The following is a 16,120-nucleotide window of genomic DNA, read 5'->3' as shown; positions in this document are numbered from 1 at the left end:
TAAATATTTTACCAAATGAAAAGATGTCTATTTATTCTAATAGGCCTATTGTGCTTTAATTTAGGAGCACAGGTAAAAAAAGAGATTTTCGAATCTTTCAAGCTTCAAGAAAGAAGGGATGTCTCTTATTACTTCCCAGAGGATTATTCCGAGGATAAAAAATATCCCCTTTTGGTAGTGCTCGATGCCGAATATCTTTTTGATATTGTTGTGGCCAATGCTAAATTCTATAGTCGTCACCACAGGATGCCCGAGGTAATAATTGTAGGGGTAGATCAAGGCAAGAACGATCTGCGTTGGGAAGATTGTGACTTTGAGCAGACCACAGGACTCCCCACAGAGAAAGGTGCTCAATTTTATGAGTTTTTAGGCACAGAACTTATTCCATATTTAGAGACACAATACAATGTAGCCCCTTTTAAAATGTTTATCGGCTACGACATTACCGCAAATTTTGGAAATTACTTCTTGTTCAAAGATAAATCCTTGTTCAACTCTTACTTATCCATATCTCCTGTATTGGCCACAGAAATGGAAAGTAGGGTTCCGTCAAGGCTTTCCGATTTGGACCAAGAGATTTTCTATAATGTGGTATTGGAAAAAGAACCCACCGAGGACAGACAGCGCATCCTTCAAATGAATAATGCCGTTAAGTCCATTGATAAAGAATCCTTACATTACTTTTTTGATGAGTATAAAGAAGCTGATCACGTTTCCATTGCGGCTTATGGCATAAGCAAAGCTTTTGACAACGTTTTCAAAATCTTTCGTCCAATCACACCAAAAGAATACAAAACCCAAATCCTTACCTCTGATGAACCTGTGTTCAAATTTTTACAAGATCGGTATGATATGATCGAAAGATTGCTTGGGTTTAGAAAACCTGTGGAGCTCAATGACATCATGGCCATTTATGCAGCTAGTTTGAAAAAAGAGGATTTTGAATCCTTAAAACCGCTATCCGAAGTCTGTAAAAAACAATTTCCCGATACCATGTTGGGCTTTTATTTTGAGGGTGAATATTATGAGCAATTGGGCGAGCCCAAAAAAGCCTTTAAGACTTTTGAAAAGGCATTCCAAATGGAAGAAATTGACTTTCTGACCAAGGACATGGCCCTGGAAAAAATAGATGCCCTTAAAGCGGATTTTGGATACTAGACTTCTGGATTATTAGATTTACGGATTTACGGGAAATTGAGTTCTCAATAGTTAAAAGTCCAACTATCCAAAAATCCATTCGTCCCATCATCGAATTCCATATCTTTAGGCTCTTCTTTTTAAACGAATGGCCAAGACTAAAACTGCTTTTTTCTGTCAAAACTGTGGCTCCCAATACCCTAAATGGACTGGGCAATGTTCTTCCTGTAAACAATGGAACACCATTGTGGAAGAAGTGGTACACAAAGAAGACAAAAAAAGTTGGAAAACCGATTCCACCCTAGCAAAGAAAGTTTCAAAACCCTTAAGGGTTTCGGAGATAACCAATGAAAAAGAACTACGGTTAGATACCCAAGATCAGGAATTCAATAGGGTTTTGGGAGGGGGTTTGGTACCAGGCTCCTTAACCCTTTTGGGAGGCGAACCGGGGATAGGAAAAAGCACATTGCTATTGCAAATTGCCTTAAAACTTTCCTATAAAACCCTATATGTTTCAGGTGAAGAAAGTCAAAAGCAGATTAAAATGCGAGCGGATCGTATTCACCCCAATAGTGAAAACTGCTTTGTACTTACTGAAACAAAGACACAAAATATCTTTCAGCAAATAGCTGCACTTGAGCCGGATATTGTAGTTATAGACTCTATACAAACATTACATACGGATTACATTGAATCCGCGGCCGGAAGTATTTCACAAATCAGGGAGAGCACGGCCGAACTTATCAAGTTTGCCAAAGAGAGTAATACCCCGGTAATTCTCGTAGGCCACATTACCAAAGACGGCACCATAGCCGGACCCAAGATTTTGGAGCATATGGTAGATACCGTGCTTCAATTTGAGGGAGATCGGAATTATGTCTACAGAATTCTTCGTTCTTTGAAAAACCGATTCGGTTCCACGGCCGAACTGGGCATTTATGAAATGCAGGGGAGCGGACTTCGCGAAGTAAACAATCCATCCGAGGTGTTGATTTCAAAAAATGAGGAAGACCTCAGCGGAACCGCTATCGCAGCCACGGTTGAAGGCATGCGTCCTTTATTGATTGAAATCCAAGCCTTGGTAAGCACTGCGGTTTATGGAACTCCACAACGATCAGCTACCGGATTCAATGCCAAAAGATTGAACATGCTTTTGGCCGTTTTAGAAAAAAGGGCAGGATTTAAACTGGGCGCCAAGGATGTTTTCTTGAACATTACCGGCGGAATTTCCGTGGATGACCCCGCCATTGATTTGGCCGTTGTGGCCGCCATCCTTTCCAGCAATGCCGACATTTCCATTGAAAAAGGAGTTTGTTTTGCCGCTGAAGTAGGACTTGCAGGTGAAATAAGACCGGTTCAACGTGTGGACCAACGCATACTTGAAGCTGAAAAACTGGGTTTCACTGCAATCTATGTTTCCAAAAACAACAAGATTGGACTGAAGAACACCAACATTCAAGTACATCTGGTTTCCAAAATCGAGGATGTGGTCAGGGGATTATTTGGTTAAAACCGCAGTTTTTAGGTTTGAATACTGTTTTTCAACACCTTATCATTTATATTTAAGAAAGTTTCAAAATGAAATTGGTAAGAATTCCTCTTCTTTTAGCCTGTTCAATATCTTTTTCATGTGGTCAAATCGCTGAGCATACAGATCATCATACTACTTGGCAGCACTACTTAGGTGATCCTGAAAGGACACATTATTCAACCTTGCAACAAATAGACACCTCCAATGTAACCAACATAAAATTGGCTTGGAGTTATAAGAGTGGAGGAGGCGAAAGCGGCAGAACAACTCAAATCCAAACAAATCCATTGATTGTTGGCGGTACCCTTTATGGTGTAAATGCCGCTAACAGCTTGTTTGCCATCAATGCAAAAACAGGCAAGGAAATCTGGACATTCAACCCTTTTTCAAAAGGCAATTCGGGCGCTGGGTTAAGTCGTGGATTAAGTTACTGGAAATCCTCTGATGAAAATCCAAGTCGTATTTTTTTCTCTTCAGAACATAATCTATATGCTATCAATATTTTGGATGGAAAACCAATTTCTTCCTTCGGAAATAATGGCAGCATTGATTTAAGGAAGGGGCTTGGCAGAAATACAGAGCAGCTATCCGTAATGACCAGAACCCCCGGTACCATCTACAAAAATCTGTTGATTCAAGGAACACTGGTCGGGGAAGGTCCTGGTTCTTCTCCTGGCCACGTTAGGGCCTATAATGTGTTAACGGGTGAAATCGAATGGATATTTCATACCATCCCTCAACCCAATGAATTTGGATATGACACCTGGCCAAAAGACGCCTATAAAAAGGTGGGTGGCGCAAATAGTTGGGCGGGCATGGCTCTGGACATTGAAAGAGGTATTGTTTATGTTCCTACGGGTTCACCGGCCTTTGATTGGTATGGTGGCGATAGGTCTGGGGCCAATTTATTTGCCAATTCATTGTTGGCTTTAACTGCCGAAACCGGAGAGCGTCTATGGCATTTTCAAATGGTCCATCATGATCTATGGGATAGAGATTTACCCGCACCACCCAATTTGTTTACAATGGAACGGGATGGAAAGAAAATCCCTGCGGTGGCCCAAGTTACCAAAAGTGGTCATGTTTTTGTGTTTAATAGGGTTACTGGAGAACCCTTGTTTCCCATTGAGGAGAAACCGTACCCTTCTTCCCCGTTAAAAGGAGAAGAAACCTATAAAACCCAACCGCTACCTACCAAACCAAAACCATTCGCTCGTCAATTGCTGACGGAGGCAGATTTATATGACCCCAACAGGCCCTCATTTGTAGATGATCTGGTAGATAAAAATCAAAAAACAAACCCTCCAACAGTTCAGGAAAAATTTGTTGAAATCACCTCGAAGGGACAATTTACTCCCATTGATACTACGGGAACAATTTTGTATCCAGGAGCTGATGGTGGTGCCGAGTGGGGAGGTGCGGCTTTGGATCCCCGAAGTGGAATAATGTATGTTAATTCCAATGAAATGGCATGGATTGTTCGTATGAAGGAAATCCAGGAAAAAGAAGGGGAACATAGCAATATTGGGCAATCCTTGACTCAAATCCACTGTGCTCGGTGTCATGGAGGAGAGCTGCAAGGGTTGACCGGAATTCCTGAACTTAAAACGGTGAAAGAACGATTTTCTGTCGATTCGATAGCCATTATCATTAAAAAAGGAAAGGGTGCAATGCCCGGAATGCCCAATTTATCCAATGATGAAGTACGCGCCATTTCAACCTTTATCTCTGGTATTTCAGAAGCAACCGATCATAGGGTTGAGGAAACATCCATAAAAGTTCCTTACGCCATGGCAGGATTTGGTCGTTTTAAAGATGACAGAGGGTTTCCTGTTGTGAAGCCACCATGGGGAACACTTAATGCCATCGATTTAAACACGGGAGAATATTTGTGGAAAGTCCCATTAGGCCACGAAGAACAACTAAATGACCCCAACATTCCAGTTTCAGGAATAGAAAATTACGGAGGTCCTGTGATTACGGCTGGCGGGGTCCTGTTCATTGCTGCTACAAAGGATGAAAAAATCCGAGCCTTCCATATGAAAACCGGTGAGCTGTTATGGGAGGATAAATTACCCGCTGGTGGATACGCCACCCCAGCTACCTACGAGGTTGATGGCAAGCAGTATTTGGTTATCGCCTGCGGTGGCGGTAAAATGGGAACCCCATCAGGCGACGAATACAGAGCTTATGCTTTAGATTAAATTAGGGAGCCGGATTTGGAATGGAATTATGGATTTCTTCAATTCCTTTTAACACCTCATCAGAAAGGTCAACATCAATACTATCAATGTTCTCCTTTAACTGCTCCATGGTTGTAGCACCAATAATGTTGCTGGTCAAAAAAGGTCTTGTATTGATGAAAGCCAATGCCATTTGCGCCAGGCTTAATCCATGCTCCTTTGCCAACTCATTGTACTTTTGGGTTGCAACCTTAGCTGTTTCGCCACTGTAACGATCGTAATGTGGAAACAGCGTCAATCTTGCCTTTCTTGGAGCTATTTCATCCAAATATTTACCGCTCAGCACACCAAAAGCTAGCGGAGAATATGCCAAAAGTCCAATATCTTCCCGCATAGAAATTTCAGAAAGTCCAACTTCAAACAACCTGTTCAATAAGCTATACGGGTTCTGGATGGTAAGCATTCGTGGTAGACTCTGGTGCACTTTGCTTTCTTCCAAATAACGCATGGTTCCCCATGGCGTTTCATTGGACAATCCCACATGTCTGATCTTTCCCTCCGCAATCAAATCGCGAAGGGTTTCCAATACTTGATGTATGTTGTCTTCCCATGGATCTATGGAATGTGCATTAAACCCACGTTGCCCAAAAAAGTTGGTGTTCCGTTCCGGCCAGTGCAATTGATATAGATCAATATAATCGGTCTGCAGACGTTTCAAGCTTCCATCCACAGCACTGATAATGGAATCTTTGCTAAACCCTGTTGTTCGGATATACTTGGCAAAATCTGCCCTTCCCACAATTTTGGTTGCCAACACTACCTTATCCCGATTTCCGGTTTTTTTGAACCAGTTCCCAATTATTTCTTCGGTTACCGCATAGATTTCCTTTTTTGGTGGAATGGGATACATCTCAGCGGTATCAAAGAAGTTGACGCCCTGGTCCAACGCATAATCCATCTGTTCATGTCCTTCTTCTTCATTATTCTGCCTTCCCCAGGTCATGGTTCCCAAACAAATCTTGCTGACTTTTATATCGGTATGTGGTAGTCTGGTATATTTCATCTAGCTAGTCATTTTTCAGTTGGCTAAAATAATCAATCCATTTTTTGCCATCTTAAACCTAATCTTACTTTTCTATTTCCAGAAGAATCGGACAATGATCACTGTGCTTGGCATCTGAAAGAATAACAGACCGCTTCAATCTGTCCTTCAATGAATCGTTCACCATACCATAATCCAAACGCCATCCTTTATTGTTGGCCCTAGCGTTGGCCCGGTAGCTCCACCACGTATAATTGTGCGGTTCTTTATTGAAATGTCTGAAGCTGTCTATAAATCCACTTTTCATAAAGTTCCCGATCCATTCCCGTTCCACGGGTAAAAATCCGGAAACATTTTTGTTTCTCACGGGATCATGGATATCGATGGCCTCGTGGCAAATATTATAATCCCCACAAACGACAAGATTTGGGCGTTCTTTTCTTAGCGTGTCCGCATATTTTTGAAAATCCGCCATATAGGTAAGTTTCAAATCCAAACGATCCAAATTGGTTCCTGATGGGAGGTACATGCTCATTATGGACAAATCCCCATAATCGGCCCTAATATTTCGACCTTCAAAATCCATATAATCTATTCCAGTACCATATTCAATATGATCAGGCTTTTCCTTACAGAGCAAGGCCACACCACTATACCCTTTTTTTTGTGCACTAAACCAGTAATGGTGATTATACCCTGCAGCTTCAAACAAAGAAACATCCACCTGTTCCTTCATGGCTTTTATTTCCTGTAAACAGACCACATCGGGGTCAACAGCTTGTAGCCATTCCATAAAACCCTTGTTCAATGCCGCCCTAATTCCATTTACGTTGTACGATACTATCTTCATGCTCAAATTTTCACTAAAAATAACCATTGTCTTTGGCTCCTTAAAATGATTCTATTTAATCCTTGTGGGTTAAATTTGATTTTTGGAACATTAATTGATTATCCTTGATGGATTTAAAATCGTGGTTATGAAAAAATTAGTATTTATTGGAGTATTGCTTTCCGGATTTTTCTTGAACGCTCAGGCCTATCCCAATTTAGATTCCGGTAATGAACTAAAGTTCAACATTGGACTTTTTTTGGCAACCACAGCGGTAGAAGGTTCGTATGAATATTACCTCAGTGAAGACACCAGTGTTGGGGGAACCCTTTATTTTGACAATGATGCAACCGATTACAATGGCAATTTTGGAATAGGACCCAACTTTAGGGCCTATTTTGGTTATCAACCCAGAAGCGGATTCTTTGCCGAAGCCTTTGGACTGTATTATACCGGTGAAGATGAAACCTCCCAAGATAATCTTGGTTCCAGAAACAATGATTATAGCACGGTGGCACTCGGACTGGGATTGGGTAATAAATGGGTGACCCGAAGCCAAAGATTCTCCTTGGAAATCTTTGGCGGATTTGGTCGAAACATCAACCCTGATGATTTTCAAGATACCTTTATGTATAGAGGCGGCTTATCTGTTGGTTTTAGGTTTTAAATTGTTGCCATCATCAAAATATCCTTTATTTTTAATCCCATTAAAAAACCTCTAAACCAAAAAAGAATGGGTGTTAAAAAATTGATTGTTTTACCTCTTTTTCTATGCTTGCTATCCACAAAACTAAGTGCTCAAGAAATAACCATATTTCCCAGTTTTTGGGGCTATCAATATTATCAGGATGATAAACGGATCACAAAAAAGGATTTGATTTCCCTATTGGAAAAAAATGAAGAGTCCTATTCTTATTGGAAAAAATCCAAAACAACCAGCACTTTGGCTTACATATCCGGGGTTGCCGAATTGGGTTTCTTTGCTTGGCAATTAAATAATCAAGCAAACGACAAAGATATAACCGGGCCATTCCTTGGGGTGCTGGGTTCCTTTGGGTCGTTCGTTACTTTTGCCCTAATCTCAAACAGCCAAAAAAAGAAATCAATTCTAAAGTATAACGAAGGTCTTACCAAAAAAACAGCATTTAAATTGGTCCCTTCTAGACAAGGTTTTGGATTGGCACTTCAGTTTTAGTATCAATCTTTAGCGTCAATAATCTATTTTTCAGATGCCAGCCCTTCTATTAATAGACATCCAAATAGGTTTACAAGAAACCGATTACTACGGAACCGAGCGTAACAATCCCGATGCCGAAGCCAATGCCGCAATAATTCTCGGGCTTTTTAGAGCTAAAAAATTCCCTATCTTTCATATTCAACATTGTTCCACAAATGCGGAATCGCCGCTTCATCCATCCAAACCAGGAAATGCTTTACATCCTTTAGTTTCACCTTTGGAAGATGAACCTATATTTCAAAAGAGTGTGAACAGTGCCTTTATAGGAACACCTCTGGAAGACCAACTCAAATCCAAAGGCATTGAAGAAGTAGTCATTGTTGGATTGACCACCGAGCATTGTGTTTCCACCTCAACCCGAATGGCGGCCAACCTCGGTTTTCAGGTCAATTTAATTTCCGATGCCACCGCTGCCTTTGACAAAATTGGGGTCAATGGACAAAAATTCAGCGCCGAACTCATCCACAATACGGCCTTGGCCAATCTTAAAGATGAATTTGCCATCATAAAAGATACCGCGACCGTGTTGAAGGAACTTCAGGATTAGTTCTTATTTTTATGGGATATTGATTTTGAACCAACTAACCCTATGTTTCGCTCGTTTATTCTCATCTGTTGTTTTGTATTGTTTGCCCCAAATGGCTTGTCCCAAGAAAAACCCTTGCGAATTGGCGTGGCAGGACTTACCCATACCCATGTGCATTGGATTTTGGGCCGTGAGGATATTGGAGATGTAGAGATTGTGGGAATGGTGGAACCCAATCGCGAGCTGGCACAACGCTATGCTGATCAGTATGGCTATTCCATCGATTTGGTTTTCAACAGTTTGGAAGAAATGATCTACGCAACCAAACCCGAGGCCGTTACAGCCTTCGGAACTATTTATGATCATTTGGAAGTGGTACAGACCTGTGCTCCATTGGGCATTCATGTAATGGTGGAAAAACCCTTGGCAGTTAGTTTGGACCACGCCCAGCAAATGGCCGCCCTTGCCGAAGAACATGATATCCATCTATTGACCAATTATGAAACTTCGTGGTATCCCACAAACCATATGGCCAAACGGTTCTTGAACCATGGCAAAATTGGAAGGCTCAGAAAGATTATTGTTAGGGATGGACATAAAGGACCGGTTAAAATAGGCGTCAACAAAGAGTTTTTGGACTGGCTCCAAGATCCGGTTGAAAATGGCGGGGGAGCCATTACGGATTTTGGTTGCTACGGGGCCAACTTGACCACTTGGCTCATGAATGGACAGAAACCCAATACGGTAACCGCCGTTACCCAACAGTTACAACCTGAAAACAATCCGAAGGTAGACGATGAGGCGACCATTTTACTTACTTATGATGATGCCCAGGCCATCATCCAAGCATCATGGAATTGGCCCATTGGTCGTAAGGATATGGAGTTATACGGATTGATCGGTGCACTCTTTGCCGATAACAGAAATGAACTCCGTCTTCGCATTGCGGAGGGCTATGATGGTTATCATGAGGAAAAATTCACTTTGGAAGAAAGACCATCTCCTTACAACGACCCCTTTACCCTGCTGGCCGCAGTTGTAAACAATAAGATTCGGTTACGACCATATAGTCTCTCCTCTTTGGAAAACAATCTGGTGGTCATGGAAATTTTGGATGCCGCCCGTGAAAGTGCCCAAACAGGAAAAACAATTACCTTAAAATAATAACTTCATCAATCAATCTCAACCACAACGCAACCTATGGCCTATATAAAAGCCCCTATTGTTTTTGTTTTCTTGTTTTTTACCCTTCCATTTTTTGCCCAGGAAGTCCAAAAAGATTCTGTGAACCAATTGGATGAAATTATTCTCATTGAGGATTTCACCATCAGAAATGCTACGGGAATCACTCCCTATTCCATTATAAATGCGCAGACCTTTGAAAAGTTCAACCCCATAGACATTTCCTCTGCTGTCAATCAGATTCCTGGGGTGTATGTGCTCTCCGGGGCACTCAACACCAACCGAATCACTATCCGTGGCGTGGGTGCGCGTACGCCTTTCGGCACCGATAAGCTCCGCATGTATTTTAATGGTATTCCAGTGACCAACGGAACAGGCTCTTCCACCATCGAAGCTTTCGATTTGGAGAATCTGGGTAAAATTGAGGTCATTAAAGGACCCAAAGGCACCGCTTTTGGCACCAATTTGGGTGGGGCCCTTCTGCTCGATACCAAAGAACATGAAGCGAACGAGACCAAACTCTTCAACTCCTTTACCGTGGGATCGTATCAAATGCTGAAAGAGAATCTATCCTTTACACATTCCGAAGAAAATTTTAACCTCACCTTTAGCTACAACCATTTTGAAACCGATGGCTACAGACAGAACAACAGTTTTGATCGTGATGGTTTTTTGCTGAACACCAATGTTAACCTCAGCGAAAAAAGCAAATTGGGCCTGTTGGTCAATTATATTGACTACACCGCACAGATTCCAAGTTCGTTGAACCAGACCGATTTTGACGAAGATCCCACCCGTGCCGCTGGAAATTGGCTGGCCGCAGAAGGTTTTGAGGCTAACAAGTATGTGCTCGCCGGGCTGTACCACACCTACGAGTTCAACACTTCCTTACAAAATACCACCAGTGTTTTTTACACCTATTTGGACCATTATGAACCTCGCCCTTTCAATATTTTGGATGAATTTACCAACGGATTTGGTGTTCGGAGCCAGTTTAAGGGCATGGCAGGAAGCCTTGAGTACACTTTTGGCGGCGAACTGTACAAGGACGAATACCATTGGGGCACCTTCCAGAACTTGTTTCGCGATAACAATGGCAATGGTAGCTTGCAGGGTGACCGCTTAAGCGATAACAGCGAATTCCGGAGGCAGTTTAACCTGTTCGGTACGCTTACCCACACCATCACAACCCGGTTTTCGGCCCAATTAGGGCTCAACCTGAACAAGACCAATTATAATTTCCAAGATCTGTTCAACCAAGGAGGTGCCAACACCTCCGCCGACCGAAATTTTGATGCCATTCTCCTTCCCAGTTTTGGACTGCAATACCTGTTTGCGAGTGGAAAGCTGTATGCCAATGTAAGCCGTGGATTTTCCAACCCCAGTTTGGAGGAGACCTTGACGCCTGACGGGGTCATTAATCCGGATATTGCCCAGGAGACGGGAACCAATTATGAACTTGGCGGAATGGCCACACTTTTTAATGAGCGCCTATTTTTGGACTGGTCCCTGTATCATATGGACATCAACAATTTGTTGGTGGCCCAACGCGTGGGCGAAGACCAATTTATTGGTCGCAATGCGGGCGAGACCCGCCACCAAGGTTTGGAACTCAGCGCACGATCGGTATTTGAGCTTTGTAAAGACCTTAAGGTCTATCCCTACCTTAACTACACCTTGAGCAATCATAGTTTTGTGGATTTTGTAGATGGGGACGATGATTTTTCAGGCAATCCTTTGACAGGGGTACCCAAGCACCGGATCAGTTCCGGAGTGGATATAAAACACACCGCTGGTTTTCAATTGAACTTGATCCACCAATTTGTGGACGAGATTCCGTTGACGGATGCCAACAGTCTGAGCAGTGATTCTTTTAACGTGTTCAATGCCAAATTGGGGTGCGAGGCCCAACTCTCCAACCATTTTTCCTTGGGCTTGAATATTGGTGTGAACAACCTTTTTGATACCCGTTATGCCCAAAGTGTATTGATCAATGCAGTTGGTTTTGGTGGTGCCCTGCCCCGCTATTTTTATCCCGGTAATGATAGAAACTTTTACGGAGGGGTGAAATTGGGGTATCTGTTTTAAAGTTTGTCATTCCTGCGTGTCACACTGAGCCTGTCGAAGTGAAGGCAGGAATCCCTTTCTTGATTATGCATTTATCGCACAATAATAACAATATTATGTCATTTGTATAGCATATTGTTATTTTCTATCTTTGTTTTTAATCTGTAGTGCATTTTGATAAAAATTTGTCAATTCGAGTGGTTTTTCAGGGCCAAGCCTTGAAAAACTGTATCGAGAATCAGAATTTTAAAAGCAAAAACTGTGTTCTCGATACTTTTTCCTTTGGAAAAAACTCGAACTGACGGCCTTTAATTCCGATAAATTTCCAAAATGCGCCGAGGGTATTTTTTAGCATAAACACATACAATATGGGTGCAATAAAAAAGAAACAATTTCCCTTTCGTTTTGATGTGGAGCTAATCGAAATGATAAAGGAAAAAGCTGCCGCAGAGCATCGAAGTCTCAATAATTATATTGAGGTGCTGCTCTACAAAGATGTTGGGAACATCCCAAACAAAGTAACAAAAGCCGCCATTGCAGAGGCAAGGCAAGGCAAGGATTTGGAAGAAATAAAGGATGTTGACACTTTTATGGATTCCCTATAAAGTGGATCAATGTATAAACTTGTTATTACAGGCCAGTTTAAAAAAGACCTGAAAAAAGTCATCAAAAACCCCAAAAATGACCAACTGACCAGAGCAACCTTAAAAATGCTGCAACAAGATGGTGTGGCCGGCATACCGGATAAAATGTTGCCCCATAGGCTAAAGGGCAACTTTAAGGACCTTTGGGAATGCCATATAAAACCTGACCTACTGATCATCTGGTTCCAGTTTGAATCTCCAAATGTTATACGTTTAGTGCGGATTGGTTCGCATTCAGAACTGTTTGGACGTTAAACCCAGTCTTTTTCATTCCTGCGAAAGCACTGAGCATGTCCATTGAGTGCGGTTATTGAGCGAGATAGAAGCATACTACGGAACAAAAAAACCACCATACCCATACAAAGTTACTTACACAAAACTTTACAGATATCCCTTACACACGTATAAGTTTATACGTTATATTTGAAAGTGTATGGATGTATCGCGTGTCTAAATAAAAAGTTAGCAGCAATAAAACCGCTCATTAGAATATGGCAAGAATAGCAAAATATAAATCAGATTCACTCAAAACAAAATTTGGAAATGTAACTGTCTATACTCAACAAATGAAAGTCAAAGATGTAGTCAAATTACATTATGTTGCTATCAGAGGTAAAGATAAAGAAGTAGGCGCAATCCAACGTCCACTTAACAAAAAGAGAATTTTAGATATAAAGAATTACGTACTTCAGGGGCGAATATTTTTTAACACCTTTATCCTAAATTGGACAAATACGAAACATCATTTATCATATCTGAATGGTAAAATAGAAATCCCAATAGCAGAAGACTCTGCCCAAGTTATAGATGGACAGCATAGGCTAGCTGGTTTGAGCGAGGCAATTAGCGAAAAAAATTCCATCGGAAACAAATTAATTTTAGTTTCTATTACTGAAAATCTTACTACAGAAAAAGCGGCAGAAATCTTTCTGAATATAAATTCAGAGCAAAAACCGGTTCCTAAAAGTTTGATTTATGATTTATTTGGTATCGTGGAGAAAAATAAAGAACATTCAATTGTTAGGGCAAAGGATATTGCCGATGCCTTACATACAAGAGAAGAATCTCCATACAAAAACCTCATTAAGTACCCAGGAGTTCCAAGTGGAGCAATTGGACTTTCAACTGTAGTATCTACTTTAAAAAAACAACTAGATTCAGATTCTTCGGTATTCTATAAATACAATATCACCAATTTTGAAACTCAAAAGACTATAATATTAAATTATTACAACGCAATCAAATCCTACTACGATAAGAAAGGTTGGTGGCTTGATAAATCCAAAAATCCATTCTTAAAAAGTGCAGGGTTTATTGGAGCCTTTGAATGTTTCATTGATTCACTTTTTGTTAAGTGTATTGAGAGAAAATCATTTAGTGAGCAAACATTTAAAGACATTTTGAGACTAGATGAAGTTGGCTTGATTTTACAAGCTGAAATTAAGGGGATGGATGGAAAATCAGCCAGAATAAAAATTAAAGACCATTTGTCCACTTTCTTAATTCTTGAATTACCAGACCAAACAGAGTATGACCTCTAAGAATAAGATTCAAATAGAGGTAGAGACCATACTTTCAACGTCTTTACTAACATCAGTAGGTGATTTAGGAAATACTAATATCATAAATTACGAGTTCAGCCAATCTGATAAAGAAAAATTAATAAATGTAAAAAATGAGGATGTTAGAGGTTTGTTATTCAAGGGTACTGTTAGCTTGCTAATTGCTATTGAAAAATTTAGAGATAAATATTACTCTTGGCCAACTGTTAATCTCTATTATTCTTGTTTTTATTTATTGAAATCATCGTTATGTTCTAGGAATGTCTTTTTATTTAGAAAAGAAAGAGATATGTATCATATTGACATTGACGAATCCTCTAATTTGACAAAGGTTCCTGCGAAGCACAAATCGGATCATAATTCAAGCATTTATCTTTTCAAAAAAAAATATTCAGAAACAGATATTCTTCAATCAAATGATATAGGGTCTCAAAACTCCTACGAATGGCTTAGAGGCAAAAGAGAAGAAATAAATTATAAATTCCCAACCTTCTATGAACCTGCATGCCCGAATTATTGGGAAGAAATTAAATCCAATTACCCTATTAGTAAATTTACTAAACTGTTGAAAAGTTATATTAATGATGATGATTTTATTTATCCATTCTTAGAGGACCATGCTATATTAGCGCTTCCTATTAAAAGATTAGAACTGTCCATTAAAGATGCCAAGGACAATGGGTTAGCAAATCCATTTAACACAGAACAGAAAAAGATACTAAGGGAAAGGCTGAATAAATTAAAGATTAATAATGTCATGAAAGTATTGATTGAGTAAACCCATTTCTAACAATGTATGAAAATAGCGGTTTAAGTACTTGAACAAAAATTAATACGTAGAATCCGTTACTTGTCATATACAAGACCGTTGGAACACTTTCGACTAAAGTTGATTTTTGTAGCTATGTGCTTAGGCACTCCCACCCCAAAACCACCCCAAAACCCTTTAACAATTCTGCTGCGCTTTGTACCTCTCTTTTGGTAAAAACTTCTTCTTCCAAAAAGAGGAGCATAAAAACTAAGTTGTCCAATTGTTTGGTCAGTTCTTTTGGAGAGCCATAGGCTTCCTTAATCCATTCGTTTAGGTTTTCAATTTGGTCAGGTGTCAACATGGGAGCAATTTATGCCCCAAAGTTTTTATGTGTTACTACTAATTAGTGGTATTTTTAAAATAGAAAAGTGAAAAATGACCATCAAACACCTTACCCCAGAAGACTTAACCGTAGACATGGAAAACCAAATGGTTAAGCTGTTTAAGCAGTTAAATCCCGATCTAAAACTTAACCCCTTGGTCAAGATTATGGAGAAGGAAGACCAGTTGAGCTTGGTGTATTGCCAAGAGGGCGACCAAATTATAGGTATGGCCTCCATGGTTACCTACAGTGTGCTTTCGGGCAGTAAAGGTTTGGTAGAAGATGTGGTGGTGGATACCGCTTACCGAGGGCAGGGCCTAGGCCGCCAACTCATGGAAAAACTGCTCCAGATTGCCCAAGAAAAAGGGCTAACGGAGGTATTGCTCTTTACGGGCAACCACAGGCAGAGCGCCATCCGTTTATACACCAAACTGGGGTTTGAGAAATCGCAGAGTGGTATGTACCGTATAAGATTCAATCAAAGTTGACCAAATCATCGGCCTGCAAAGTGGGAAAACAGGTTCTACTGCCTTGGTGGACAAAAAACTAAACTTCAAACTAAAAATGTATGGGACCAACCATTTACAAGACGGATAATTTTAGGGTGACAGCGGTGGAGCATCCACTGGTGACCAGAAAAGATGGCGGGCATATAGAAATAGCACCAATTGTTCGGCTGAACGATAGGACATTGTTATCTCCCAAATTGGCCATTGAGCAAATGCGGTTGACCATGCTGATCGGGGAGGCCATGACCTTGGGACTTAACAATCGTGGTATTGATGTGGGACGCATCAACTATCAAGACAATGGCAACTGGGGAGTGTTTAAACCTGAAGGGCCTTTTCTGCACGTTCACTTATATGGGAGGGCGAAAAGCGCCACCATTCAGAAATATGGGGAGGCCTGCCAATTTCCGTTTAGGGATACCGGTTTTTATGATGATTTTGAACCCCTGAACGCGGGTGACATTACCGAGATTCAAAAACAAATTGATATTTTGCTGAAAACTGACCGCTATTTATTAGCCAACTGGAACCTATAGCC

17 protein-coding genes are annotated in these 16,120 nt (G+C 40.8%); 14 read left to right on the top strand and 3 right to left on the bottom strand.

From position 1 onward, the window contains the following. Positions 1 to 15: 15 nt before the first annotated feature. The 3 genes from ACOQO1_RS15550 (at position 16) to ACOQO1_RS15540 (ending at position 4,872) form a co-directional block, all read left to right on the top strand. Positions 16 to 1,158, top strand: coding sequence for an alpha/beta hydrolase (locus tag ACOQO1_RS15550; RefSeq protein WP_420603802.1), 1,143 nt, complete (start codon positions 16 to 18; stop codon positions 1,156 to 1,158). Between the two features lie 127 nt (positions 1,159 to 1,285). After that, positions 1,286 to 2,647: a DNA repair protein RadA gene (radA, locus tag ACOQO1_RS15545; protein ID WP_420603801.1), complete on the top strand. Its 1,362-nt coding sequence runs from the start codon at positions 1,286 to 1,288 to the stop codon at positions 2,645 to 2,647. 68 nt (positions 2,648 to 2,715) lie between these two features. After that, the gene (locus ACOQO1_RS15540; protein ID WP_420603800.1) at positions 2,716 to 4,872 is read left to right on the top strand and encodes a PQQ-binding-like beta-propeller repeat protein; all 2,157 of its coding nucleotides are present in this window, start codon (positions 2,716 to 2,718) and stop codon (positions 4,870 to 4,872) included. Between the two features lies 1 nt (position 4,873). Here the strand turns inward: ACOQO1_RS15540 and ACOQO1_RS15535 are convergent, their stop codons facing one another. Together ACOQO1_RS15535 and ACOQO1_RS15530 are read right to left on the bottom strand one after the other, a co-directional pair. Beyond that, positions 4,874 to 5,914 carry an NADP(H)-dependent aldo-keto reductase gene (locus tag ACOQO1_RS15535; RefSeq protein WP_420603799.1) on the bottom strand — a complete coding sequence of 347 codons (1,041 nt, stop codon included), beginning with the start codon at positions 5,912 to 5,914 and terminating at the stop codon, positions 4,874 to 4,876. Between the two features lie 64 nt (positions 5,915 to 5,978). After that, entirely contained in the window at positions 5,979 to 6,743 is a 765-nt protein-coding gene (locus ACOQO1_RS15530; protein WP_420603798.1) for an exodeoxyribonuclease III, read from the bottom strand. Positions 6,744 to 6,870: 127 nt separating this feature from the next. Between ACOQO1_RS15530 and ACOQO1_RS15525 the strand changes: the two genes are divergently transcribed. The 9 genes from ACOQO1_RS15525 (at position 6,871) to ACOQO1_RS15485 (ending at position 14,718) form a co-directional block, all read left to right on the top strand. Beyond that, positions 6,871 to 7,389 (top strand): hypothetical protein, encoded by a 519-nt coding sequence (locus ACOQO1_RS15525; RefSeq protein WP_420603797.1) that lies wholly within the window; start codon positions 6,871 to 6,873, stop codon positions 7,387 to 7,389. A 66-nt stretch (positions 7,390 to 7,455) separates the two neighbouring features. After that, complete coding sequence (locus ACOQO1_RS15520) at positions 7,456 to 7,917, top strand: hypothetical protein (RefSeq protein WP_420603796.1); 462 nt, start codon at positions 7,456 to 7,458, stop codon at positions 7,915 to 7,917. Positions 7,918 to 7,951: 34 nt separating this feature from the next. Further along, positions 7,952 to 8,506 carry a cysteine hydrolase family protein gene (locus ACOQO1_RS15515; protein ID WP_420603795.1) on the top strand — a complete coding sequence of 185 codons (555 nt, stop codon included), beginning with the start codon at positions 7,952 to 7,954 and terminating at the stop codon, positions 8,504 to 8,506. Between the two features lie 42 nt (positions 8,507 to 8,548). Further along, positions 8,549 to 9,649: a Gfo/Idh/MocA family protein gene (locus tag ACOQO1_RS15510; protein WP_420603794.1), complete on the top strand. Its 1,101-nt coding sequence runs from the start codon at positions 8,549 to 8,551 to the stop codon at positions 9,647 to 9,649. A 36-nt stretch (positions 9,650 to 9,685) separates the two neighbouring features. Continuing rightward, a complete protein-coding gene (locus ACOQO1_RS15505; protein WP_420603793.1) occupies positions 9,686 to 11,755 on the top strand; it encodes a TonB-dependent receptor family protein in 2,070 nt (689 codons plus the stop codon). Positions 11,756 to 12,102: 347 nt separating this feature from the next. Next, entirely contained in the window at positions 12,103 to 12,339 is a 237-nt protein-coding gene (locus tag ACOQO1_RS15500) for an Arc family DNA-binding protein (RefSeq protein ID WP_420603792.1), read from the top strand. Between the two features lie 9 nt (positions 12,340 to 12,348). Continuing rightward, positions 12,349 to 12,633: a type II toxin-antitoxin system YafQ family toxin gene (locus ACOQO1_RS15495; RefSeq protein ID WP_420603791.1), complete on the top strand. Its 285-nt coding sequence runs from the start codon at positions 12,349 to 12,351 to the stop codon at positions 12,631 to 12,633. A gap of 236 nt (positions 12,634 to 12,869) precedes the next feature. Beyond that, positions 12,870 to 13,919: a DGQHR domain-containing protein gene (locus ACOQO1_RS15490; RefSeq protein ID WP_420603790.1), complete on the top strand. Its 1,050-nt coding sequence runs from the start codon at positions 12,870 to 12,872 to the stop codon at positions 13,917 to 13,919. Next, positions 13,909 to 14,718: a hypothetical protein gene (locus ACOQO1_RS15485; RefSeq protein ID WP_420603789.1), complete on the top strand. Its 810-nt coding sequence runs from the start codon at positions 13,909 to 13,911 to the stop codon at positions 14,716 to 14,718. The genes ACOQO1_RS15490 and ACOQO1_RS15485 overlap by 11 nt, the downstream gene beginning before the upstream one ends. 124 nt (positions 14,719 to 14,842) lie before the next feature. Here the strand turns inward: ACOQO1_RS15485 and ACOQO1_RS15480 are convergent, their stop codons facing one another. After that, positions 14,843 to 15,052: a hypothetical protein gene (locus ACOQO1_RS15480; protein WP_420603788.1), complete on the bottom strand. Its 210-nt coding sequence runs from the start codon at positions 15,050 to 15,052 to the stop codon at positions 14,843 to 14,845. A gap of 74 nt (positions 15,053 to 15,126) precedes the next feature. Here ACOQO1_RS15480 and ACOQO1_RS15475 point away from each other — a divergent pair, with 74 nt between their 5' ends. Further along, positions 15,127 to 15,561: a GNAT family N-acetyltransferase gene (locus ACOQO1_RS15475; RefSeq protein WP_420603787.1), complete on the top strand. Its 435-nt coding sequence runs from the start codon at positions 15,127 to 15,129 to the stop codon at positions 15,559 to 15,561. Positions 15,562 to 15,641: 80 nt separating this feature from the next. Continuing rightward, complete coding sequence (locus ACOQO1_RS15470) at positions 15,642 to 16,118, top strand: hypothetical protein (protein WP_420603786.1); 477 nt, start codon at positions 15,642 to 15,644, stop codon at positions 16,116 to 16,118. Positions 16,119 to 16,120 lie beyond the last annotated feature (2 nt).

Origin of the sequence: Flagellimonas sp., from assembly GCF_965222555.1 — a bacterium.
GTDB lineage: Bacteria > Bacteroidota > Bacteroidia > Flavobacteriales > Flavobacteriaceae > Flagellimonas.
Note: the sequence above shows the minus strand (reverse complement) of the source record. Positions and strands in the feature narration are given on the sequence as shown.

Excerpts from the sequence above, each read along its gene's own strand:
- ACOQO1_RS15530 (WP_420603798.1), bottom strand. The coding sequence starts at position 6,743 with ATGAAGATAGTATCGTACAACGTAAATGGAATTAGGGCGGCATTGAAC.
- ACOQO1_RS15470 (WP_420603786.1), top strand. The coding sequence starts at position 15,642 with ATGGGACCAACCATTTACAAGACGGATAATTTTAGGGTGACAGCGGTG.
- ACOQO1_RS15550 (WP_420603802.1), top strand. The coding sequence starts at position 16 with ATGAAAAGATGTCTATTTATTCTAATAGGCCTATTGTGCTTTAATTTA.
- ACOQO1_RS15510 (WP_420603794.1), top strand. The coding sequence starts at position 8,549 with ATGTTTCGCTCGTTTATTCTCATCTGTTGTTTTGTATTGTTTGCCCCA.
- ACOQO1_RS15520 (WP_420603796.1), top strand. The coding sequence starts at position 7,456 with ATGGGTGTTAAAAAATTGATTGTTTTACCTCTTTTTCTATGCTTGCTA.
- ACOQO1_RS15500 (WP_420603792.1), top strand. The coding sequence starts at position 12,103 with ATGGGTGCAATAAAAAAGAAACAATTTCCCTTTCGTTTTGATGTGGAG.
- ACOQO1_RS15475 (WP_420603787.1), top strand. The coding sequence starts at position 15,127 with ATGACCATCAAACACCTTACCCCAGAAGACTTAACCGTAGACATGGAA.
- ACOQO1_RS15480 (WP_420603788.1), bottom strand. The coding sequence starts at position 15,052 with ATGTTGACACCTGACCAAATTGAAAACCTAAACGAATGGATTAAGGAA.
- ACOQO1_RS15540 (WP_420603800.1), top strand. The coding sequence starts at position 2,716 with ATGAAATTGGTAAGAATTCCTCTTCTTTTAGCCTGTTCAATATCTTTT.
- ACOQO1_RS15535 (WP_420603799.1), bottom strand. The coding sequence starts at position 5,914 with ATGAAATATACCAGACTACCACATACCGATATAAAAGTCAGCAAGATT.
- ACOQO1_RS15495 (WP_420603791.1), top strand. The coding sequence starts at position 12,349 with ATGTATAAACTTGTTATTACAGGCCAGTTTAAAAAAGACCTGAAAAAA.
- ACOQO1_RS15485 (WP_420603789.1), top strand. The coding sequence starts at position 13,909 with ATGACCTCTAAGAATAAGATTCAAATAGAGGTAGAGACCATACTTTCA.
- ACOQO1_RS15505 (WP_420603793.1), top strand. The coding sequence starts at position 9,686 with ATGGCCTATATAAAAGCCCCTATTGTTTTTGTTTTCTTGTTTTTTACC.
- radA (WP_420603801.1), top strand. The coding sequence starts at position 1,286 with ATGGCCAAGACTAAAACTGCTTTTTTCTGTCAAAACTGTGGCTCCCAA.
- ACOQO1_RS15525 (WP_420603797.1), top strand. The coding sequence starts at position 6,871 with ATGAAAAAATTAGTATTTATTGGAGTATTGCTTTCCGGATTTTTCTTG.
- ACOQO1_RS15490 (WP_420603790.1), top strand. The coding sequence starts at position 12,870 with ATGGCAAGAATAGCAAAATATAAATCAGATTCACTCAAAACAAAATTT.
- ACOQO1_RS15515 (WP_420603795.1), top strand. The coding sequence starts at position 7,952 with ATGCCAGCCCTTCTATTAATAGACATCCAAATAGGTTTACAAGAAACC.